General features: G+C 58.0%; 15 protein-coding genes and 3 tRNA genes. 1 reads left to right on the forward strand and 17 read right to left on the reverse strand.

Annotated elements, in window-relative coordinates:
• Positions 1-25: 25 nt before the first annotated feature.
• From ACTM86_RS03835 to pstB, 11 genes are all read right to left on the reverse strand, one after another.
• The gene (locus ACTM86_RS03835) at positions 26-1,009 is read right to left on the reverse strand and encodes a DMT family transporter (RefSeq protein ID WP_441036938.1); all 984 of its coding nucleotides are present in this window, start codon (positions 1,007-1,009) and stop codon (positions 26-28) included.
• Positions 1,010-1,216: 207 nt separating this feature from the next.
• Entirely contained in the window at positions 1,217-3,406 is a 2,190-nt protein-coding gene (locus tag ACTM86_RS03840) for a YhgE/Pip family protein (RefSeq protein ID WP_441015698.1), read from the reverse strand.
• A complete protein-coding gene (locus tag ACTM86_RS03845; RefSeq protein WP_441036939.1) occupies positions 3,407-6,172 on the reverse strand; it encodes a YhgE/Pip family protein in 2,766 nt (921 codons plus the stop codon).
• A 462-nt stretch (positions 6,173-6,634) separates the two neighbouring features.
• Positions 6,635-8,659 (reverse strand): molecular chaperone HtpG, encoded by a 2,025-nt coding sequence (gene htpG, locus ACTM86_RS03850; protein ID WP_427719038.1) that lies wholly within the window; start codon positions 8,657-8,659, stop codon positions 6,635-6,637.
• 202 nt (positions 8,660-8,861) lie between these two features.
• A complete protein-coding gene (locus tag ACTM86_RS03855; protein ID WP_427795298.1) occupies positions 8,862-9,362 on the reverse strand; it encodes a GNAT family N-acetyltransferase in 501 nt (166 codons plus the stop codon).
• Between the two features lie 39 nt (positions 9,363-9,401).
• Positions 9,402-10,052 carry a tyrosine-protein phosphatase gene (locus ACTM86_RS03860; RefSeq protein ID WP_441015692.1) on the reverse strand — a complete coding sequence of 217 codons (651 nt, stop codon included), beginning with the start codon at positions 10,050-10,052 and terminating at the stop codon, positions 9,402-9,404.
• Between the two features lie 17 nt (positions 10,053-10,069).
• Positions 10,070-10,807 (reverse strand): CpsD/CapB family tyrosine-protein kinase, encoded by a 738-nt coding sequence (locus ACTM86_RS03865; protein ID WP_441015689.1) that lies wholly within the window; start codon positions 10,805-10,807, stop codon positions 10,070-10,072.
• A 2-nt stretch (positions 10,808-10,809) separates the two neighbouring features.
• Positions 10,810-11,463 carry a YveK family protein gene (locus tag ACTM86_RS03870; protein ID WP_441015686.1) on the reverse strand — a complete coding sequence of 218 codons (654 nt, stop codon included), beginning with the start codon at positions 11,461-11,463 and terminating at the stop codon, positions 10,810-10,812.
• 178 nt (positions 11,464-11,641) lie between these two features.
• Positions 11,642-13,066 carry a sensor histidine kinase gene (locus tag ACTM86_RS03875; protein WP_441015683.1) on the reverse strand — a complete coding sequence of 475 codons (1,425 nt, stop codon included), beginning with the start codon at positions 13,064-13,066 and terminating at the stop codon, positions 11,642-11,644.
• A 3-nt stretch (positions 13,067-13,069) separates the two neighbouring features.
• Complete coding sequence (locus ACTM86_RS03880) at positions 13,070-13,798, reverse strand: response regulator transcription factor (protein ID WP_154517679.1); 729 nt, start codon at positions 13,796-13,798, stop codon at positions 13,070-13,072.
• Between the two features lie 64 nt (positions 13,799-13,862).
• A complete protein-coding gene (gene pstB, locus ACTM86_RS03885; RefSeq protein ID WP_441015680.1) occupies positions 13,863-14,738 on the reverse strand; it encodes a phosphate ABC transporter ATP-binding protein PstB in 876 nt (291 codons plus the stop codon).
• A gap of 251 nt (positions 14,739-14,989) precedes the next feature.
• Between pstB and ACTM86_RS03890 the strand changes: the two genes are divergently transcribed.
• Positions 14,990-16,330 (forward strand): D-alanyl-D-alanine carboxypeptidase family protein, encoded by a 1,341-nt coding sequence (locus ACTM86_RS03890; RefSeq protein WP_441015677.1) that lies wholly within the window; start codon positions 14,990-14,992, stop codon positions 16,328-16,330.
• A 132-nt stretch (positions 16,331-16,462) separates the two neighbouring features.
• Here the strand turns inward: ACTM86_RS03890 and ACTM86_RS03895 are convergent.
• From ACTM86_RS03895 to serS, 6 genes are all read right to left on the reverse strand, one after another.
• Positions 16,463-16,553, reverse strand: a tRNA-Ser gene (locus ACTM86_RS03895).
• Positions 16,554-16,649: 96 nt separating this feature from the next.
• The gene (locus ACTM86_RS03900) at positions 16,650-18,836 is read right to left on the reverse strand and encodes a tetratricopeptide repeat protein (RefSeq protein ID WP_441015675.1); all 2,187 of its coding nucleotides are present in this window, start codon (positions 18,834-18,836) and stop codon (positions 16,650-16,652) included.
• A 635-nt stretch (positions 18,837-19,471) separates the two neighbouring features.
• Positions 19,472-19,548: transfer RNA gene (locus tag ACTM86_RS03905), tRNA-Arg, on the reverse strand.
• A 353-nt stretch (positions 19,549-19,901) separates the two neighbouring features.
• Positions 19,902-19,978: transfer RNA gene (locus tag ACTM86_RS03910), tRNA-Arg, on the reverse strand.
• Positions 19,979-20,052: 74 nt separating this feature from the next.
• Positions 20,053-20,430 carry a hypothetical protein gene (locus ACTM86_RS03915; RefSeq protein ID WP_441015672.1) on the reverse strand — a complete coding sequence of 126 codons (378 nt, stop codon included), beginning with the start codon at positions 20,428-20,430 and terminating at the stop codon, positions 20,053-20,055.
• A 173-nt stretch (positions 20,431-20,603) separates the two neighbouring features.
• The gene (gene serS / locus ACTM86_RS03920; RefSeq protein WP_441015669.1) at positions 20,604-21,887 is read right to left on the reverse strand and encodes a serine--tRNA ligase; all 1,284 of its coding nucleotides are present in this window, start codon (positions 21,885-21,887) and stop codon (positions 20,604-20,606) included.
• Positions 21,888-21,944: the final 57 nt, after the last annotated feature.

A 21,944-nucleotide genomic window follows, 5' to 3' on the forward strand; every position in this document is an offset into this window, starting at 1 on the left:
AGGGCGGGGACGGGACATTATTACGTCAACGCTGGTCTAACGGAGAGTTACGCAAAAAGTCAAAGTGCGTCTCGCTCAAGATAATCGACAGGAAGATGAGCGCAAAGCCGGCAAGCAAACGCGAGGTGAGCACCTCCCCCATCAGCAGCACCGAGAACAGCACGCCCGATGGCGACTCCATCGAAAGCAGTAGTGAGCCCGTCGAGGCCGGGACATGCGCCAAGCCCACGTTTTGGATGAGCAAACCCACGCATGTGCAGCCCACCGAGAGAAATGCCATCACGCCAATAAAGCTCGGCGTCCACACGGATAAAGGCGCCTGGGTCTCGAACGGCAGCGAAGAGATCAGGCACAGCACACCGTTGCCCGCAAACATCCAAAACGTGATGACGTTGATGTCCATCTTGCGACCGTACTTAGCGGCCACTGCCATCTGGATGGCAAAGAAGACCGCGCCGCCCAGCGTAATAACATCGCCGGCATTGAACTCGACGCTATCAAGCGCCACCAAGCCAATGCCCGCCAGACACAGCAACGCGGCGCCCAAGTTGTAACGGGTAAGTTTTTCGCCGCTTAGGACATAGCTCGCAAACGGAACCAAGATACAGTACGTGCCCGTCAAAAACGCGCTTTTGCCTGCCGTGGTCTGCGCCAGGCCAATCGTCTGCAAACCGTAGGCACCCCACATGAGCACGCCCATGCCAAGTCCAACAATCAGATTTCGAGCGTTGAAATGGGCAACAATGCGCTTGTGGAAGACGGCAAGCATGACCAGCGACGCCGGAAGAAAGCGAATGTAGAGCAGCTCGAACACCGGAATGGTATCGAGCGCGTCCTTCATGGTGGTAAAGGAATAGCCCCAGATGACCGCTATCGAAAGCAGCAAGACCTTCCAGAACAGCGGCGAGCGCGCACCGGCACCGCGAGAGGCACCGCCGGCACCCAGGTCTTCGCGGGCTACAGGGCTATCGGGCATATTTTCGATTTCAATAACGGCATGATGGGCCATAGGGCATCCTCGCGCTCGGTCTGGGCGTGGTGTCCGCACGCGCGCGACCGCATGCCGCCTCATGGTCAAATAAAAACGGGACGCGCCGGACCCCCGGCACGCCCCGCAACTGTAGCAACAATCAAGCAGCCCACGCAATTCAGCCCACTAAAGTATCGAACAGAAAAGCCTCGATGCTCCGGCAATGTCAGTGTTCACATTGTTGCGCTAGATTAGTTTTGTACTCTCCAGCTTTTCGATAATCCAGTCGTTAGCTTTGATGACCGGACGACGGAAGACCACACCCAGGGCCAGCGACGGAATCAGATAGCTCACCAGAATACCCAGCTCAACCCAGTACTCCATATGGTAGCCGCCAGCCATGGCGGCATGCATGGCATTGATGCCATGGGTAAACGGCAGGAACGGATAGATCGCCTGGAACACGGGGCCGGTCATCTCGATGGGGAATGTGCCGCCCGAACCACCGACCTGCATGACCAACAGCACGACAGCGAGCGCCTTGCCGATATCGCCAAACGAAACCGTAAGCGTGTAGACGATATTGGAGAACACGAGACTCGCGACCCAGCCCGCTAGCACAAACTGCAGTGGGTTGTCGCACTGAATGCCAAAGAACAAGATATCGCCGGCGCACACGAGCGTCGCCTGCAGCAAGGCCAAGCCGCCAAAGAACAAGTAGCGGCCCAAATAGATCTCGTGCAGGCGTACGGGGATGAGCTCGTTGATAAGCTCATCGTCGACCGAGACCTTCATCATGGCCGCCAGTACGATCGAGCCAACCCACAGCGACAGAATCGTATAGAACGGCGCCATGGCCGAACCGTAGTTGCGAATCGGGTAGACCGGCTTGCGGTCGAGCGCAACGGGGCCGGAAAGCGACGCGGCGAGGCCCTCGGGGTCGTTGCCGATCATCGTCTTGATCGTGGCTAGATCATCAGACATAAGGGCACCGTCGAGCTCGTCCTTAAACGCGCCGATCTTGTCCGACGCCTCGCCCAGCTGATCGGAAACCTTGTTGACCAGCTTTGCAGCCTTGGAGAGGCCCTTTGCCAGCGAACCGGATGCGTCGGTCAGGCCGTCTACGGCGCTATTCAGATCGCTCGAAATACCATTCAGTGAATCCAGAACCCCCGAGACGGTCTTCTTGAGCTCCTTGGCCTTAACCGAGAACGTGGAATCGTAATCGGATTTGGCGCCCGCGATGCCGGCCTTGGCATCGGCGATGGCCTGATCGACCTCGGCACGCGTGCTGTTGACCTCTGCCATGCTGTCAGAAAGGGACTTAGCAGTTGCCGTCAGGTCCTTGGCGTTGTTGCGATACTCCACCGCGATCCTGCCCAGCGATGTTGCTACAGACTTAAGGCTCTCCTGGAGCTTTTCGTCACTGACCTGCTCGGCAAAGCCGCGGAGCTGGTCGGCCGTGGCGTCGATATCGTCGGCACGTGTATTGAGCGCCGCCGCGGCATCGTTGAGCTGGGACACCGTAAGGTCCACATGCTGGTTTGCGGTGTCGAACGCCTTCGCGAGCTCGGCAGACACATTGTCGAACGAGCCCGCGCTTCCGTCAATCGCCGCGTCAACGGCATCGTTGGCGGCCTTGAGCGCTTCCTTGGAATCATTGATGCCACTCTTGGCGTGCTCCATCAACTGCTTGGTCGACTCATCGACGGTACCCGTCTGCTGGAGCATACCGCTCGCCGACGTCAGCGAATCGGACGTGGAGCTCAAAATGCCCGCAAGCGACGTTGCGCTGGCCTGAACGCCCTGCAGGTCCTGGACCGAATCGCCGAGCGTCGAGGACAGGTTGGCGATAAAGTTGCTGACCTGGTCGGTGCTCATGTAATCGAGCAGGCTGGACACCGTCTTAAGGCCGATGGACGTGATGGTCTTGGTAAAGGTCTCGTTGACCTGGCTCTGGACGGCGCTCGAACCCTTCTCGGTCACGATCTGCGCGATGGCGTTGGCCTTCTGGTTCTCGTAAAACTCGATATCGGCGTGCTTCACCTCAGTCGAGAAAAGCGTCATCATGTCGGCGCTAAACGTTTTAGGGATAACGACGGCAGCGTAGTACGCGCCCGACTTAACGCCCTCGATCGCCTTATCGCGGTCGTTGAGGACAACCCAGTCGAAGTTCTCGTTGCCGCGCAGGGTGGCGGTTACGTTTTCGCCCACGTTGACCTCGACGGGAATCAGATCGCTCTCGTAGCCCTCGTCGGTGTTGACCACGGCAATCTTAAGATTGCCGGTGTTGCCGTACGGATCCCAGCTGCCGGCGATGTTAAACCACGCGTACAGACACGGCACGATAATGAGGCCCATCACGACAATCAAGCCAATCACGGAGCGAGACACGTTTTGGACATCACGCTTAAACAGATGCAGGATGTTCTTCATTTATGCCTCACCTCCTTTGGAGTGCTTGCCAAGCGCGGTGGTATCTCCATCATTTGTGGCTGTGCTGTCGCTGCCCTGAGATTTATGGTGCGAGCCTATATGCGGCAAGCGGCCCGTGGACTGATCGCCGCCCTTGGCACCACGCTCGCTGGCGTTGAGGCCAAACATGTGGCGGGCGGCAGGAATGGCGGCCGTGTGTTCGCGCATCTCGCGACGCAAGTCCTCATCCGAAAGCGCCGAGATGCGCATCTGGGTATTGAGGCTCGCGCGGATATATTCGATATTGATAAGCCAGCCGCAGATGGCAATAACCGAGATGATCCAAATGACAAGCAGGATGATCTTGCCGTTATTGTCGATATCGAGAACCGTCGACAGGACAAAGAGCAGGACCTGAACGCCCACCACGGCGGCAAAACCGCCCTTGATGTAGTACGGGTAGCGATGTTCAAAGGCGACCGCATGATCGAGCAGTTCGCGACGGTACGAATCAGAATCGAGCATGACACGCATGGCCGTGCGCAGCGAGTAGCGCTGGCGCGGCAGGTCGTTGGACTCGCAAATCATCATACCGGTCGTGGAAAGCTGTTTATCAAAGAGCAGGTTAAGGTTGAGCAGCAGCGGACGCAGCTGCAGGCCGATAAAGAGCGCCACGATCAAGAACACGCCCAGAATGCACAGGTTAAACAGGTAGTTGAACGAATACATGCCGCCGACCGTCTCGCGCAGCAGATTGATGCCGTAGGTAAAGGGCAGCAGCGGATGCAGCCACTGGAAGAAGCCGGGCATCATCTCGATGGGGTACATGCCCGAAGAGCCCGGAATCTGCACGATAACCAGAATGACGCCGATCGCCTTGCCGATATGCTTAAACGTGGTGGACAGCGCATAGATGATATTGACGTAGGTGAACGAAATGGCGATGCCGCCCAGCACGAACAGCAGCGGGCTGACGCACTGCACGCCAATCACCAGATCGCCTACCGTAACGATAATGGCCTGCAACGCGCCCAGGATCACCAGTAGCAACCAGCGGCCAAAGTAGCCCTGACGCGCGGTAAAGCTGCCGATGCCTTCGCGGTCGACCTCGAGCTTGTAGATAGCGATAAGCACGTAGCCGCCCACCCAAAGCGCCAGATTGGTATAGAAGGGAGCGATGCCCGAGCCAAAGCTCTTGACCGGGAAAATTGACTTGGAAGTCAGCTCTACGGGAGATGCCATAAAGTCTGCCACGTCATTGACGTCGACACCCATCAGTTCAGCCAGCTCGCCCATGGACTCGGAGGTCTGCAGCGCCGCAATGTCGTTGGCGGCGGTTGCGAGCTTGTCCTGGACCTTGGCAAGCGAGGCATCGGTCTGGGACAGCGTGGTCTTGGCCTGACCGAGCGTAGCGTTGAGTTGCGAAAGTGTACCGCGCGCACTTGCAATAGCAGGCGTGAGGCCAGACACGATTCCCGTCAGATCACCCGAGACGGCGGCAAATGAATCAAGCGCGCTCGAGGCCTTCGGCAGCGCGTTTTGACCCAGGTCCGTCTGGGCCTGGCCAAGGTTAGTCGCACCGGTCTGGATTGCGTTATTGATAGCGTCGCTGGCACCCGAGACAGCCGCGGCGTCATTCGCCATGGCGCTCGACTGCGCAGACAGACTATCCTTGATGCTCTGAAGCTTTTCATTCTGCTCGCGGAGCAAATCGATGGTCGATACAATGCGCGCGTCAATTTCCTCGGAACCTGTCGACGTGTCATTAACGAGAATTTCCAAGTGCTCGATAACGGCCTTATTGTGGTCGATCGTCGCCTGGAGAGACTCAAGCGAGTTGTCGATACGGGTGGTCGTAGATGTGACCGTGCCCGTCAGCTTGCCAATCGCAGCGTTCGCGGAGGCTGACGTCTTGGTGAGCGCAAGGCTGCCTTCCGAGAGCGCCTTGGAGAGCGAGGTGATGGAATTACCCGCCGTGGCGCGAGCCTCGCCCAGCAGGTCGTTGCCCTGGGAGATCGCCTGCGTCAGCGACGGCGCCTGACCCTGTAGACCGGCAAGTGCTGCATCTGCCGAGGCAATGGAACCACTCGTCTTATCGATGGCGGCATTCATGTCGCCAATCGAACCACGCACCTCGCCCAAGGTATCGGATGCCTCGGACACCGAACTTGCCAGCGAATCCTGGGTCTGGGTTGCCTTGTCCTTTAAATCGACTCCGGCATCCTTGGCGATACCGGCAACGGTCTCGCCCGCCGTGGAGACAAATTCCGAGTTGATCTGCTCCTCGATGGTGCTTGCACCGGTGTCGGTAACCTTCGGCGCAATAGCGCTCTTCTTCTCATTGACGTAGTACGTAAGCTTGGGCTGATGGTAGTTGCCGTCGAGCATCGAAACCAGGTTATCCGAGAAGTTCTTGGGGATTACGATGGCCGCATAGTACTCACCGCTCTCGACGCCCTCTTTGGCATCGGCCGCCGAATCGACGAAGGTCCAGCCCAGCCGATCGTTCTCCTTGAGCTGATCGACGACCTTATCGCCCGCGTTGAGCTCGCCCACCAAGTCGTTTTGGGTGCCCTGATCGTTGTTGGCGATGGCAATCTTGATACCCTGGGTGTTTCCGTACGGATCCCAGTTGGCAACGATGTTGTACCAGGCATACAGCGAGGGAATAACGCACACGCCGAGGGTAACCACCAGGGCGACGGGGTTCACGATCAATCGCTTGATGTCGCGTTTAAAGATTGCAAAGGAAACCTTTGCATCGGATAGTTTGCTGCCGAGACTCACGCTTGGACCATCCATCCTGTCGTTGAATCGAATCGTACTATCGATAACCATTGTACGAAGGCGTTTTAACGTCTCGATGCACAATGGTATTGAGTTTTGCGGGTAGCAATATACTACGAAGATGAGTTAACGTACAGTTGTACAGTATCTTAAATTTCAGCAGGTCACAAAACCACAACCCGCACAAATTAGCAACCCAACTAGTCGTTGGGGACGTTCTTTAGTCATTGGGGACGTTCTTAAACGACCAGTCAAACAAGAACGTCCCCAACGACTAGTTTGGACCACGGTAACGTCGATGTTTTGGCAATGCCAGCGAGCGGGCACCAGAGCGAACAAATTGGCATGAAAAGAGGACGGCATAGACCTTCTGGTCATGCCGTCCTCTTTGAATGACAAGTTGTCGCTCTGGTGCCCGCGCAGCGTCGACCGGTCCGCCGTTCGTTAGAACGGCGGAACCAATTACATAAGCTCGCAGACAGCCGCTGCGAAGGCAACGGGGTCCTCGGGCAAAATACCCTCCACGAGCAGGGCCTGGTCATAGAGCAGGCCGGAGTACTGCTTGATCTTGTCGGCGTCGCCCGCCTTCTGAGCGGCGACGAGCTTGGCAAAGACCGGGTGTTTGGCGTTGAGCTCGAGCACGCGTTGGCTCTTGGGCATACCGTCGGGCGCACCCTCGGGACCCTTCTGAAGCACCTTCTCCATCTCGAGCGAAAGCGGACCCTCGGTGGTGATGCACGCGGGAGCATCGGTCAGGCGCGCAGAGACGGCGACCTTCTCGACCTTGTCACCGAGTGCCTCCTTCATGGCGCTAAAGAGGTCCTCGTTCTCCTTAGTGGCGTCCTCGGCCTCCTTCTTCTCGTCCTCGGTCGCCAGGTCAAGATCGCCGGTAGCGACATTCTTGAGCTCCAGGTGACGATCTTCGACCTCGGGCTCGGCACCGTCGGCAACGGCCTTCTCGGCAGCCTCGCGGGCAGCATCGTCCTCGTAGATCTTGGGCATATCGACGGCAACGTACTCACGCATAGCCTGGAACGTGAACTCATCCACATCCTGCGTCAGCAGCAGCACGTCATAGCCGCGGTCGAGTACGCCCTTTACCACGGGCATCTTGGTCAAGCGCTCACGCGAGTCGCCGGCGGCGTAGTAGATGGCCTTCTGATCTTCGGGCATGCCCTTGGCATACTCGGCCAGGGTAATCATCTTCTGCTCCTTGGCAGACCAGAACAGCAGCAGGTCGGCGAGCTCATCGGCCTTCATGCCATAGCTCGAATAGATGCCGTACTTAAGGCCACGGCCAAAGTTCTCAAAGAACTTCTCGTAGGCCTCGCGGTCGTTGTCACGCATATCCTCAAGGTCGGCGGTAATCTTCTTTTCCACACGCTTGGCGATAGCCTTGAGCTGACGGTTCTGCTGCAGCGTCTCGCGCGAGATGTTGAGCGACACGTCGGCGGAATCCACGACGCCGCGGACAAAGTTATAGTAGTCGGGAAGCAGGTCGTCGCACTTCTCCATGATCAGGACGTTGGAGCTGTAGAGCGCCAGGCCCTTCTCGTAGTCCTTGCTGTACAAATCGAACGGCGCGCGGCCCGGCACAAACAGCAGGGCGTCGTACTCGAGCGTACCCTCGGCGTGGAAGCTGATGGTGCGCGCAGGATCGTCAAAGTCGTGGAACGTAGACTTGTAGAACTCGTCATAGTCCTTCTGCTCAACATCGGAGCTGCGCTTCTTCCAGATCGGCGTCATGGAGTTAACGGTCTCGAGCTCCTGGTAGTCCTCGTACTCGGGCTTGTAATCCTCCGGCGCGTCCTCGGGCTTGGGCTTCTGGCGGCTCTTGGAGACCATCATTTGGATCGGGTAGCGCACATAGTTGCTGTACTGCTGAATCAGGCTCTTGAGGCCCCACTCGGTCAGGAAGCGATCGTAGGTCTCGGCCTCGCCATCGGCGTCGAGCTTCTCGTTCTCGCGCAGCGTCAGGATGACATCGGTGCCGTGCTCGGCGCGCTCGCCGTCCTCGATGGTATAGCCCTCAAGACCGTCGGATTCCCACACATGGGCGACATCCTCGCCATAAGCGCGGCTGACCACCTTCACGTGGCTGGCGACCATAAAGGCCGAGTAGAAGCCCACGCCAAACTGACCGATGATGTCGACATCCGAACCCTGCTGCTCGGCGTTCTCGGTCTTAAACTCCTCGGAGCCGGAATGGGCGATGGTGCCCAGGTTGCGCTCGAGCTCCTCGGCGGTCATGCCAATGCCGTTATCCGAGATGGTAATGGTGCGGGCGTCTTTATCAAAGGAGACGCGAATAGCCAGGTCGCCCTGGTCGAGCTTGACGCTCGGATCCTGCAGGCTCTTAAAGTTGAGTTTGTCGACGGCGTCGCTCGCATTAGAGATAAGCTCGCGCAGGAAGATTTCCTTGTTGGTGTAGATGGAGTTGATCATGAGGTCGAGCAACTTTTTGCTCTCGGTCTTAAATTGACGCATGTGCAGTCCTTTCGCGCTACCCCCGTCCGCAAAAACAGCCCGGTTGCCCGAGCCGTATCGCAGACCTGCTATGTTCAGACTTAGATTTTATAACCCATTAGCGCGCATATATACATGCGGAATCGAAAAACTGTATGTCCGAGCACTCCGATGCGCCAATTGCCAAGGAGTGTCCCCAACTGTCGACAGGAAAGGAACGTCCCTATCTGCCATCTACGCGCTTGGCCATCCAGGCATGGGGCTGGCCCTCGTCTTCGTAGTCAACCGGGGCAATTTGTGTGTAGCCAGCCTTTTCATAGAGCGGCAACACGTATTCCTGCGCGTGCAGCTTAATAAGTTTAGCGCCGGCATCGCGTGCGCATGTATCGCTGGCCTCGACGATCGCGCTTGCCAACCCGCGACGACGCATAGCCGGCAGCACGGCGACGCGCCCCATAATGTAGGTCTCCCCCGCGGCGACGCCTTCGTCCAAGTCGCACGCCGGTGGCACCGGAGCCTCCGCATCTGCCGCGCGCTCCAGCTCCTCGGGAAACACGCGCGAGCAGCCGGTGAGTTGGCCATCCACATACAGCGTCACATGGATGCAGCCCGGGTCCTCGTCAATCTGGTCAAACTCGTTTTCATAGCCTTGTTCGTCCATAAAAACGGCGCGGCGCACCAGCGCCGCGTCCTCAAAGCAACCTGTCTTAAGTTGGATATCCAAAGCGGCCCCTTCATTCAGTAAGAACGTTAGGGACAGATTTTAGCGAAAATGAGCCCCGCGCACGCCAAACTTCGCACGCGCTTTTGCCAGGCAATCGTAGTGGCCCACGTTATGGGCGTCACTCGCGATAAAGCTGTACAAGTTCTGGTCGAACAGGCGCTGCGCCGGCTTTTTCTCGCGACCAAAGCGGCCGCCGGCGATAAAGTCTGCCGAAGCTTGCAGCTTGCAGCCCATATCGACCAGACGCTCGGCCACACTCACATCCTTTTGAACAGCGCGATATCGCTCGGGATGAGCGATGATTACCTGGTAGCCGCGGCATTGCAAATCGTAAATCGTACTCTCGTACTCTCTAAACGCATAGGAATCAGCATGCGTCGAAAGCTCGAGCAGGAACTCGTTGGTTCCATCGAAATGCAGGTACTCCGCAGCGTCGATGCCCAGCTCGACGAGCTTTCGGTGGTTGACCTCAAAGCCCATCTGAAGCGGAAAACCATCTGCGTTATCCCGCAATAGCTCAAAGGCATCCCACATCTTGTCGTAGTCAAAATAGGGATCTCGGCAATGCGGGGTGCAGACAATTCTGGTTACGCCAGCCTGCTTGGCAGCTGCAAGCATCGCCAAGCTCTCATCAAGATCGGCAGCGCCGTCGTCTACACCCGGCAAGATATGACAATGAATGTCGCGCATAGGTCGACCTTAATCAACTAAACGTTTGCCCGGTTGGTAAAGATGCCCATTTTAGAAGCACCCTGAGCAGCGGAACCGTTCTTTACCTTCTTACCTTCCTTGGTGTAGTAAGAATAGTAATAATCGCTGGTCTCGGTCTCGCAGTAATTCATAACGGTACCGATGAGCCTGACCTTCTCGGACTTCTTAAGCTGAGCGATGGCGTTGAGCGCCTCCTCGCGCTTGGTGAAGTCTTCGCGCACCACAAACAGCGTGCCGTCAGTCAGGCTGGCGATCTCGGCAGCATCGATGAAGGTGCCGACCGGAGGAGCGTCAAAGATGACATACTGGAACTTGGCAGACAACGCCTTAACCAGCTTGGCAAAACGGTGAGACACGATGATGTCGGCAGGATTGGGAATATGAGGCTCAGCATCGAGGAAGTAGAAGTTCTTCTGACCCGTCTCGACGATTGCCTGGTCAATGGAAATCTGCTCGGACAGGACTGCGTAGAGTCCGCCACGCGAACGAACGCCAAGCATATCGGAAAGAGACCTGCGGCGCATGTCTCCCTCGACCAGAAGAACGCTCTTGCCGCTGGTGGCGATAGCCTGGGCAAGGTTGATGGAAACCGTAGACTTGCCCTCGTCGGGAATCGAGGACGTAACGGTAATGGTGCGAATGGGATCGTCTACGCTCGAAAAGCGAATGTTGGCCAAAAGGGTCTTGGCGGCATTCTGCACAACAAGCTTATCGGTGCTCTTCGCCTTAGCCATGCCTATTTACCACCTTTCATAGCCGGAATTCGGCCAACAACGGGAATACCCAGGAGCTCTTCCGCCTCTTCGGCACCGCGAATACGCGTGTTGAGCATATCTTCCAAAACAACGTAGGCAATTGCGATAAAGACGCCGGCAAGGAACGCAACGGCAACGTACAGCAAGCGCTTGGGGCCGCTCGGAGACTCAGGGGTCTTGGCCTCATCGACCACGTTAATGCTCTGGGCGGCGCCAACATTTTGGGCGACCGTGCTTACCGAGTTGGCCATGGCCCTTGCAACCTTGGCCGTCTCCTTGGCATCGGTACCCGTCACCGAAAGCGTAATGACACGCGTCGTGGTCTCGGACGAAACGGCAATCTTGTAATCATCCAGATCGGAAAGGCCCAGATCTTTGGCGGCACCACTCTTAACGCTATCGCTGTCGAGCAGCGTGGCGATATCGTTGGAAAGCATCTGGCTCGCCGAAAGGTCGTTATAGCTCATCTGGCCGCCATCGGTCTTGGCGAGAATGTACATGCTCGTCGTGGCGGTGTAGGTGTTGTCCATCATGATGAAGGAGACGACGCCCATGGCGATCGCGCAGACCACCGGAAGGGCAATGACCAGCTTGAGATGCTTTTTAAGCAGCTGGAACAGTTCAAGAAGGGTCATGCAGTTCGCCTTTCATTTCCCTAGTTCGTATCGACAAAACTGCTCGTATAATATCGCATATTTCTGCCATACCCGAGCTCTATACATAAGATACAGCGTCCGCGTGTAAGTTGCGCAACAATTCACGCGGCAGCGGAGGCGCGGGCGTACCGTCTAATCCTCGGTTTTTGCTATGCCGCTACGCGAACGGTCCCTCTTGTTGCACGGGAAACGTTACCGTAATGGTGGTTCCCACGCCCGGCTCACTCGACAGGTCAATCGCGGCGTGATGGTACAGAGCGGCGTGTTTGACGATCGCCAAACCCAGGCCGGTTCCGCCACGCGCCTTAGAACGACTCTTGTCCACGCGATAAAAACGCTCGAACACTTTACCCTGCTCCTCGGGCGCAATACCGATACCCGTATCGGCAACAGACAGGTACGGATGACCCTCGTCATTGGTCCCGCAGCGCAGCGTGACCGTACCGCCAGGTCGGTTGTATCGAATGGCGTTGCTTGCAAGGTTGTAGATCAGCTCGTCAATCAGGCGCGGCACGCCTTCGATCACCATGGGCTTCGTCTCGTGCCCAATGGTCACATTCGACTGCCGGGCAACTTGCTCAAGACGCTGTTCCACCGTCAACATGGCGCGAGAGAGCTCGATGGGTTCTGTGGACCCAATGGGCACCGCCTCGCCCTCGGATGCTCGCTCCGCCTCGTCCAAGTTGGAAAGCGTAAGAATGTCGTTGACGAGCGCCGCCAGGCGGCCCGCCTCGCGATAGATGCGGCCACCAAAGTTGCGCAAGTCGTCCTCGCCCTCAACCATGCCGTTTGCAATAAGCTCGGCATAGCCCGAAATCGCGGTAAGCGGGGTCTTGAGCTCATGGGTGATATTGGCCGTGAACTCACGGCGCATTCGGTCGTTGTCCGCTAGCACCGCCATTTGGCGCTTGAGTTCCTGGCGCTGCGACTCAATACGCTCAAGCATGGGGACCATCTCGGCATAGGCGTGCTCATAGCTACGGCGTGGGTGGTCCAAATCCACCTCTTGCAACGGCGCGATGATTGCACGGGACTCGCGGCGCGCCATAAAAAACGAGAGTACTGCACCCGCTGCTGCGATAAGCAGCATCGGCGCCACCATCGACAGCAAAATCGCCGCAACGCCAGGCTGGGCTTGCGCCAAGCGGACAACCTGGCCGTTATCAAGGGCGACGGCGCGATACAGCATAATCTCGTCGAGCGTAGAGCTTGCGCGCTCCGCGGAACCCAAACCACTCTCAAAGGCCTCGATGACCTCGGGGCGATCGCCATGGTTGGGCAGTGAGGAAGGCGACGCCTCGTTGTCGTAGGCAACCGATCCATCCTTGTTAATCAGCGTGATGCGCAAGTCCTCGCGATCGAGGCTACGCAAGAACGGGATGGGCTCCTGCTGTTCGTCGAGGGCGGCAGCAATGAGCTCGGTTTCCTGCGCCAGATTGGCACTCGTGGCATCCGCCAAGGTGTTTTGCACAAAGAACGCACCCAGCACCGTAAACGCCACGATAACCGCCATGGCGCAAACAAAGATCGTCACAAAAACGCGGTGCGACAGCGTATGTTTTCCCTGGGGGGCGAAGACCACGGGTTACTCCTCCGATGCGGTGGCCGCGGTGTCGTCACCTTCGGCACCGTCACCGGCAGAAGGCTCGGCCAAACGGTAGCCCACGCCGCGCACGGTCTCGATGGCACTGGCATGCTCGCCCAGTTTTTGGCGAAGCGTCTGCACGTGCACGTCAACGGTGCGCGAACCGCCGTCGAAATCCCAACCCCACACGCTCTGCAGCAACGACTCGCGGGTAAAGACCACGCCGGGCTTGCGCATGAGGTACTCGAGCAGGTCGAACTCGCGCAGGGTGAGCTTAAGCGGCTCGCCGGCAACGGTCACCTCGCGATGGCTGGGCGAAAGCACGATATCGCCCACGCTGAGCACATCGCTCGCCTGCTTGACCATGCCGCCGCGACGCAGCAGTGCGCGGCAGCGGCTCGCAAGCTCCATGAGCGAAAACGGCTTAGTCAGGTAATCGTCGGCACCGCCATCGAGCGCCATCACCTTGTCGAGCTCGGTATCCTTGGCGGTAAGCATCATGATGGGCACCGTCTCCGTCAGGCGATCGGCACGCAGGCGACGCATAATCGCCAAGCCATCGGTATCGGGCAGCATGATATCGAGCAGCACGGCATCGGGCACCCGTCGCGCCACGGCAGCCTTAAACTCACCGTCGCACGAAAAGCCTTCGGCCTCGATCCCCTGCTTGCGCAGCGCATAGACCGTCAAATCCCTGATGTTGTCATCGTCCTCGACGTAATAGATCATGTTGAACCCCTTTGCGGCCGGCATGACCGCATCTTAATCCTAAAGGTACCTTTACTAGATGGTATCAGCCAAAACGCCCCGTCAAATAATCCGCCGTACGCGGGTCGGTAGGATTTTTGAAAAGCTGAGCGGTGGGCACGTGCTCCACCAACTCACCTAGCAAGAAAAACGCGACGGAATCGGATATGCGCGCCGCCTGCTGCATATTGTGTGTAACGACCACGAGCGTGCAGGTCTCTTTGAGCTCGCAGGCCAGCTGCTCCACCACGAGCGTCGACACGGGATCGAGCGCCGAGGTCGGCTCGTCCATCAGCAGAATATCGGGCTGCACGGCAAGTGCGCGGGCGATGCACAGGCGCTGCTGCTGTCCACCCGAAAGACCCAGGCCCGACTTTTTGAGCTTGTCCTTGACTTCGTCCCACAGGGCAGCGCGGCGCAGGGAGTCCTCGACCAGCTCATCCAGCACGGCGCGATCGCGCACACCCATACCGCGAGGGCCGTAGGCGACGTTGTCGTAGATGCTCATGGGAAACGGGTTGGGGCGCTGGAACACCATGCCCACGCGCTGGCGAAGGCGGCAGATATCGTAATCGCCCAGGATATCTTGACCATCGAGCGCAATCTTGCCCTCGATGCGGCAGTCCTTGATGCCATCGTTCATGCGGTTAAAGCAACGCAGCAACGTCGACTTGCCGCAGCCCGAAGGACCGATAAACGAGGTAATCTGCTTGTCGCGGATCTTGATGGACACATCCTTAAGCGCGTGGTGATCGCCATAGAACAGGTCGAGGCCCTCGACATCGATGCGCGTCGGCGAGGCGGCAAGGTCCTCTGCCGTGGGGCGAGTCGCATCTCCAACTTCGCGCTCATGCGCGGCCTCGGCCTGCGCTTCCATTAGCTCCTCGAGCTCCGTGGGCCCCACAGCCGCAGCAGCCGTCATACCGCATACCTCCACATCGATATCAAATCAGCAGTATCGATAGTAAAAATCGCAGCTCATATATGCGTGAGCGTATTGTCAAGTATTTGTAAGGACCTCCTCGATACGCGACGGGCAATCATATCGACCGTGCACACCCAAGCGTCCGCTCAGACACGAAGATAAACCGCACGCGCCAAACCCCAAGCGGCACAGCCGGTAAACGATATACTCTAGAGCCAAAGGAGACCATCCCGTCGAAAGCGAAATCAGTGAAGCATCTTACCCCTCTTGTAAAGCGTTCCGCGCAGCTGACCGTTGGCCTTGCCTGCGCCGTCGCCCTTGTCGCCGGTATTCCGTCCGTCGCCGGCGCCCAAGTGCTCACGACCGATAACATCTGCGGCAAAGCCGCCGATGCACGCGGCATTGCAGCCGAAGACCTGCCCGATATCGATGCCTCCAATGCGTTTGTCATGGGTAAAAACGGCACCGTCTACTATGCCCGTAGCGCCGACGAGCAAGTCAAAATCGCCTCGATCACCAAGGTCATGACTGCAATCCTCGCGGTCGAGAACTGCAAAATGGACGAGAAAATCACCGTGAGCAACGCGGCGGCAGCCGTAGGCAACTCGACCGCGGGACTCCTCGAAGGCGACGAGCTCACCGTCGAGCAAGCGCTGCGCGGCCTGATGATCCCCTCAGGCAACGACGCCGCCATCGCGCTTGCCGAGCACGTGGGCAAAAAACTTGACCCCAAGACCAAAGATGCCGTCGCTACGTTTGTAAAAGCCATGAACGAGCGGGCCAAGAAGCTCGGCTGCACGGGAACGCTCTTCGAGAACCCGCACGGGCTGGATTTTGACGAATGGGCCGGCGATATGCATTCAACCGCACACGATGTGGCATTGATGATGCAAGAGGCCATGAAGGACGACACGATTCGCGAAGTCATGGCGAGCAAAGATCCCTGGATCGAAGTGACGGGCGCCGACGGCTCCGATCATTCGCATTCCATGGATACGCACAATGATTTATTGGACCAAGACGGCAATATCGGCGGTAAGACCGGCACCACCGACGATGCCGGATACTGCTTTGCAAGCGCCTACAATCGCGATGGCGACGAGATCTATACCGTTGTCTTGAACTCCAGCACCACCGACCAGCGTTTTGCCGATACGGCCACACTTGCTAGTTGGTATTACGACCACAAGGTAACGGTCGAAATCGCCAATACGCAAAAGAAGACCGCCAACGGAAATCCGCTGATGGCACGTGTCAGTCAAACCGACTGGACAGACAAAACGATCGACGCCACGCTTGCCGACCCCACCGCGCAGGCAACGGTGTTCTCACTCGCCGGCGAAGTGACCGAAAAGGTTAGCTACGATGACCTTTCGGGCACGGTGCATGTTGGCGATAAGGTGGGCAGCGTTACGCTTAAGCAGGACGGCACCAAGATTGCCGTCATGGACCTGGTTGCCGACGAGGAAGGAACGGGGCCCAATCCCATCGAGTGGCTGCTCGTGAAGCTCGACCGCCTGGGCCGCCGCATCGACAACCGCCCGCTCACAGCCGAGAGCGAGACCGTAGCCAAGGCTCCTGAGGTGTAGGGCCAAAGCGATATCACATCGAACCAAATGAGGCGTCCAACGGGGCGCCTCATTTTTTGAGGGTTCGAATCCCCAGCTAACGTTCTCTATACCAAAAAGGGCCCCTTACGGAGCCCTTTTTCAAATTCGTACTGGCGGAGAGCTGGGGATTCGAACCCCAGATGCCCTTTTGGGGCATACTCGCTTAGCAGGCGAGCACCTTCGGCCTCTCGGTCAGCTCTCCGTAACAGCCGTTCCATAGTAACCAAACACTCGAATCCGGGCAAGGGGAAATTTTGATAATTGGCCGGCAGGCTTTCCTCCCCCATAAATCAAACCCCTATCCCAACGACCTGCTGAGGGAGCCGAGCTCATCGTTTCCCATCGTGCGCCACATTTGGAAGATGCAGACGCGTGCCAGGAAAAAGAAACCGTTATCGACCAGCTGCACAGCAGCGTCTGCCAGCTGGTTGGACACGGCGGGCACCGGCGGCAGTTCGAGCCCCGCCTTACTGATGGTCTCAACCGCTTCCTCGAACGTCGGTGGCTCATTGACACCCATCTCGTTCATAAGGCCCTGCATTTCCTCCAGTGCGTTGCTACCCGACTCCTCGCCACGCGGTACCAAGCGGTAGCACGCCAACGCCAGCTCGAGCTGATCGCAGTTCCAGTAGGCAAACGCTAGGCGATAGAACAGGTAGCCGATTGAGGAACGGTCGCTGGCAATGCGCAGGCCGTGGCGCGCCACCTCAATGACCTCGTCATAGCGCTCCAAACGCGCCAGAACGTTGATGAGTGCAAAGTGTGATTGCATGGATGAGCGCGCCAGATCGTAAAGATGACGCACCTCGGGCAATGCCCGCTCAAAATCCTCCTGATCGGCGTAAAAGCTGCAAATCTCATGCTGGGCAAAGTACAGCGCATCGGGAGCGCGCAAAATACGAACGGAGCGGTCTTCCTCCATTACCGGCAGTACCATACGCACCAGTTGGTTGTCGCAAAACTGCGTCTGGACCGGTCCTGTCGCCAAAAGCTCGGCAACGGCGCACTTGGCCTCCAGCTCCTCAACAAGACGGGAAAAGCCCTCAAACGCACCCGCGCGGTCGACTTTTGCCCGCTCGCGCAACTCAGCGACGCGCGCCACATACGGGTCATCGCCCTCCTCCATAACCTCAAGCTCATCAGCCGTATCGGCAAGCAGCAGGTCGCGCAACGCCGGCGGCAGCGAACGGTGGTCGTCACGCGGGCGAGCATGAACCTCAGCGGGCTCAATCGCATCCGGCGCGTCCGACTCATATGCCTCAAGCATGCGCTTGCACGGCATATCATCCATATCCATGCTTTCAAAATTCTTAGCGGCGGGAACGCAATTGGCCAGATAGGCCGCACGCCCAAAGGAATATGTTGCAACAATGCGCTCGCCCTGCTCGCCATCGGGAGCCGCAATCTGAACGTAGCAGCGCGTAATGCTGGCACCGGCAGCAAAACAAGCCGCTGCTAGCGTGAGCGCCACGCGCGCATCGTGCTCGGTGGCCCAAATCGCACGTACGTCCTCGTCCAACTCACGCCAGACGTCATCCTGGGCGTCGTATTCACGTTGAGGCATGGCATCCACGACCGAGCGCCCAAACCGAACGAGCATAATCCCCTCGGCAACGTTTGCCCGATAGGTATAGTCAAGCCGCGTGACCACGTTGAGGGCTTCGACCGCGCGCGCAAAACGGGTGCGCACGTCCCACTCACCGCCTGGCTGGCAAGCTACCGTACCCGGTTTGCCCCACGGGTTGTCACTCGAGGCCGTATCGAGCAGTCGGGGAACATCGCTGGTCGTCTTGGCGATATGCCACGCGTCAAAGAGCGCGCAGCCCTCAAGGCTCGGCGAGGATGCCGCAGGGGCCAATCCGGCCCCGATGCGCTCAAGGATGCCGGAGAGGCGGTTAAGACGACACTCGATAGCAAGCAGCATGTCAATCTCGTCTTGGTCCAGCAGGCTACGATCAAAATTGAGATAGAACAGCTTTGAGCGGTCGATACGCGCTAGGCCCATCTCGGACTTGGCAGCGATGGTGCGCAGTCGGGGCAAATCGACCTCGCTCATAAGGGCGGCGGCATAACGCTCGATACCACTCGGATTATCGGCATGGTCAACGCGGTAGAGCAGCGTCTCGATAGCATCGGGGAGCGGTGCCGTGTTAAAGCCCAAAAACACCTCGACCGGCTCGGGCAACTTTACGAGTTTGATCTTGTTGGCGGTGTTTTTTATACCCTCATCGAGCTCGTCGGCAGGTACCGTGTTCGCAAGGGCGTTTTTGGGGTCGGCAAATATCACGTAGCGCAAGAACATCGAGGCCATAAACTCGCCATAAGGGAGAGCACGGCTCGAATTCCATGTCTCGTGGTCGGACTGCTCACGCATGGGCCCTTCGGGAGAGCCGGCCGTTCGCGCGCAAGCGCGCATTGCACCGTTGGCTCCCCGCACCAAAATCTCGCCAACACTGGAATCGGACTCGTCAAGGACCAATTTCATTTCGGGGCTCTTGGGCAATGGCACTTTCTGAACAGGGCCGTCAACCTTATAGACCTCACCTGACACGCTCACGTAGCCCAAAAGCGATATGTGGCTTTTGCCTACGAATTCGACGACGTAGCAAGACTCTTTAGGATCCTCGCCAAAAACTTTCCAGACAACACCATACGAGCGCCCCGCGGGTTGCTCTGGCATCGATGGAAAACGCTTTTTGGGGTCGAGAAACCTGAGCTTGTATGTCGGACGCTCTGCCACGAAATATCACCCTGATCGGTCGTATAGCGAAGGAGTGGTCGCGGATGGACCGCGACATCTACTCGGAATCTTACACGAGTCGATAAGAAATAGTCTCCCGCGGGCGGAGGCGCACGATTCCAGTCGAGTGTCTGGGGTCGAATGGCGGCGTAAAAGAAAAGCCCCCGTTGCCGGAGGCTTTAAGCTCGATTGGTGCGGCGTATAGGATTCCGCGCATCCGCTTCGCGGATCCGCACCGGCTTCGCCCGCCTGCCGGCGCGCTCGCCCGCTCGCTAAAAACGCTCCGCGTTTTCTTTACGCTCGCGCCTCGACCGAGGTTCGAATCCATGCATGGCTTCCAAAAAAGAAAAGCCCCCGTTGCCGGGAGCTTTAAAGTCAATTGGTGCGGCGTATAGGATTCGAACCTATGACGTTCTGATTCGTAGTCAGACCCTCTATCCAGCTGAGGTAACGCCGCAACGCACGGATTATTATGCACGCGAGGCCCCGACGGGTCAAGCGACAATTTGAAAAAATTTTACGATGTGATGATTATGCTGCTCGCGCCTCGACCGAGGTTCGAATCCATGCATGGCTTCCAAAAAAGAAAAGCCCCCGTTGCCGGGAGCTTCAAGTTCGATTGGCGCGGCGTATAGGATTCCGCGCATCCGCTTCGCGGATCCGCACCGGCTTCGCCCGCCTGCCGGCGCGCTCGCCCGCTCGCTAAAAACGCTCCGCGTTTTCTTTACGCTCGCGCCTCGACCGAGGTTCGAATCCATGCATGGCTTCCAAAAAAGAAAAGCCCCCGTTGCCGGAGGCTTCAAGTTCAATTGGTGCGGCGTATAGGATTCGAACCTATGACGTTCTGATTCGTAGTCAGACCCTCTATCCAGCTGAGGTAACGCCGCAGCGCAAGACATATGAAACCATTTTAGTTAATTGGAGTCAAGCACAATCTTGATTTTTTTCTAGACCATTTTCCTCATGCAGCTCCGCATGTATCACCGTTTCCCATACGATCGATTGGCTTTTCAACCACATCGAACCCAACACCGAGTTCCTTCAATAGCGAGCGCACCTGCTGGGCGCAATCATACTCGGCAAACGAGATACTCAGCATGCGTGCCACCTGGTTAGAAGTCCCGACTCCATAGAACCGTTCGAGTGTTGCAAGCCCTTCGTGCGTCACAAAGGTCTCAACTACATGTGGCGACTCCTCAAAGCACCATTGGGTCAACGGACCCTCACTCGTTTGCCTCACCACCAAGCCACCCATACCCGATGGCTCACACGTAACTAGCAGGTGCTCCCCACCTTCATCGCTCTCAAACAAAACTACCCGCTCATCAAACAGGTCCATCACATCCCCCTTCTCTCGCGCGTATCTAGTAAAAGCATAGCAGGTAGACGACCGTATATAGAACATTTGTTCGTGTATTTTCTATTGAGCTGTCCGCGCGACATGGTAAGGCTCCGCGCACAAAAAAGGCGCCCCGGATAGGGGCGCCCCCGCAAATCGCTTATGCAGCAAACCTACGCGACCGGCTCGATCTTCTCGAGGCCGCCCATGTAAGGACGCAGAACCTCGGGGATCGTAATGGTGCCGTCGGCGTTCTGGTAGTTCTCCAGAATGGCGGCCATGGTGCGGCCAGCCGGCAGACCGGAACCGTTAAGGGTGTGCAGGTAGCGCGAGCCCTTGAAGTTCTCGGGATCGCGATACTTGATGTTGGCGCGGCGGGCCTGGAAGTCGCCGCAGTTGGAGCAGGAGCTAATCTCCTTGTAGGCGTTGTAGCTCGGCAGCCAGACCTCGATGTCGTAGGTCTGACGGGCAGAGAAGCCCAGGTCGCCGGTGCACAGGCTAATCACGCGATACGGAAGACCCAGCTGCTGAAGCAGGAACTCGGCCTCGGCGGTCATGCTCTCGAGCTCCTCGTCGGACTCCTCCGGCTTGGCAAACTTGACCATCTCGACCTTGTCGAACTCGTGCTGGCGGATGATGCCGCGGGTGTCGCGACCAGCGGAGCCGGCCTCCTCGCGGAAGCAGGGGGTGAAGGCGGTGTAGCGGCGCGGCAGGGTGTCGGCATCGAGAACCTCGCCGGCGTGCAGGTTGGTAAGCACGACCTCGGCGGTGGGGATCAGGAAGTTATCGCCCGAGACATGATAGGCGTCGTCCTCGAACTTGGGCAGCTGGCCCGTGCCAAACATGGTCTGGCGCTTGACGACGATGGGCGGCCACCACTCCTTAAAACCACGGCTGGTGTGCGTATCGAGGAAGAAGTTGATGAGGGCGCGCTCCAGACGGGCGCCGGCGCCACCGAGAACGGTGAAGCGGCTACCGGAGAGCTTGTTGCCACGCTCGAAGTCGAGGATGTCGAGGTCGGTGCCCAGATCCCAGTGCGGTTTAAAGTAGAAGTCGAACTCACGCGGGGTGCCCCAACGACGGCGCTCGATGTTCTCGTCCTCGTCCTTGCCGTACGGGGTGGCCTCGCAGGGAATGTTGGGCAGGTGAGCCATAAAGTCGTACTGCTCCTGCTCGAGAGCGGTGCGGCGCTCGGCCAGACCGTCGATCTTCTCGTTGACGGCGCGCACGGCCTCCTTGGCGGCCTCGGCCTCGTCCTTCTTGCCCTCCTTCATCAGGGCGCCGATCTTCTTGGACTCGGCATTACGCGTGGCCTGGAGCTCCTCGACCTCGGTGATGACGGCACGACGCTCATCGTCGAGCTCAAAGAACTTCTCGCGATCCCAAGACGTCTGGCGGTTAGCCATGGCGGTATCGATGGCATCGGGGTTCTCGCGAACAAACTTGATATCAAGCATTAGATCCTCCGGCGATATACATTCCATTTAGGTTGCAACCTTGTACATGTATGGGCA

The sequence above is a fragment of the Collinsella sp. HCP3S3_E11 genome (assembly GCF_052067375.1).
In the GTDB taxonomy this organism is placed as follows: domain Bacteria; phylum Actinomycetota; class Coriobacteriia; order Coriobacteriales; family Coriobacteriaceae; genus Collinsella.

What these genes read in the sequence shown, in the direction of transcription:
- htpG (WP_427719038.1), bottom strand. Translation starts at nt 8,659, where the DNA reads ATGCGTCAATTTAAGACCGAGAGCAAAAAGTTGCTCGACCTCATGATC.
- ACTM86_RS03870 (WP_441015686.1), bottom strand. Translation starts at nt 11,463, where the DNA reads ATGACCCTTCTTGAACTGTTCCAGCTGCTTAAAAAGCATCTCAAGCTG.
- ACTM86_RS03900 (WP_441015675.1), bottom strand. Translation starts at nt 18,836, where the DNA reads ATGAAATTGGTCCTTGACGAGTCCGATTCCAGTGTTGGCGAGATTTTG.
- ACTM86_RS03840 (WP_441015698.1), bottom strand. Translation starts at nt 3,406, where the DNA reads ATGAAGAACATCCTGCATCTGTTTAAGCGTGATGTCCAAAACGTGTCT.
- ACTM86_RS03865 (WP_441015689.1), bottom strand. Translation starts at nt 10,807, where the DNA reads ATGGCTAAGGCGAAGAGCACCGATAAGCTTGTTGTGCAGAATGCCGCC.
- ACTM86_RS03835 (WP_441036938.1), bottom strand. Translation starts at nt 1,009, where the DNA reads ATGGCCCATCATGCCGTTATTGAAATCGAAAATATGCCCGATAGCCCT.
- serS (WP_441015669.1), bottom strand. Translation starts at nt 21,887, where the DNA reads ATGCTTGATATCAAGTTTGTTCGCGAGAACCCCGATGCCATCGATACC.
- ACTM86_RS03860 (WP_441015692.1), bottom strand. Translation starts at nt 10,052, where the DNA reads ATGCGCGACATTCATTGTCATATCTTGCCGGGTGTAGACGACGGCGCT.
- ACTM86_RS03915 (WP_441015672.1), bottom strand. Translation starts at nt 20,430, where the DNA reads ATGGACCTGTTTGATGAGCGGGTAGTTTTGTTTGAGAGCGATGAAGGT.
- ACTM86_RS03880 (WP_154517679.1), bottom strand. Translation starts at nt 13,798, where the DNA reads ATGATCTATTACGTCGAGGACGATGACAACATCAGGGATTTGACGGTC.
- pstB (WP_441015680.1), bottom strand. Translation starts at nt 14,738, where the DNA reads ATGACGGCTGCTGCGGCTGTGGGGCCCACGGAGCTCGAGGAGCTAATG.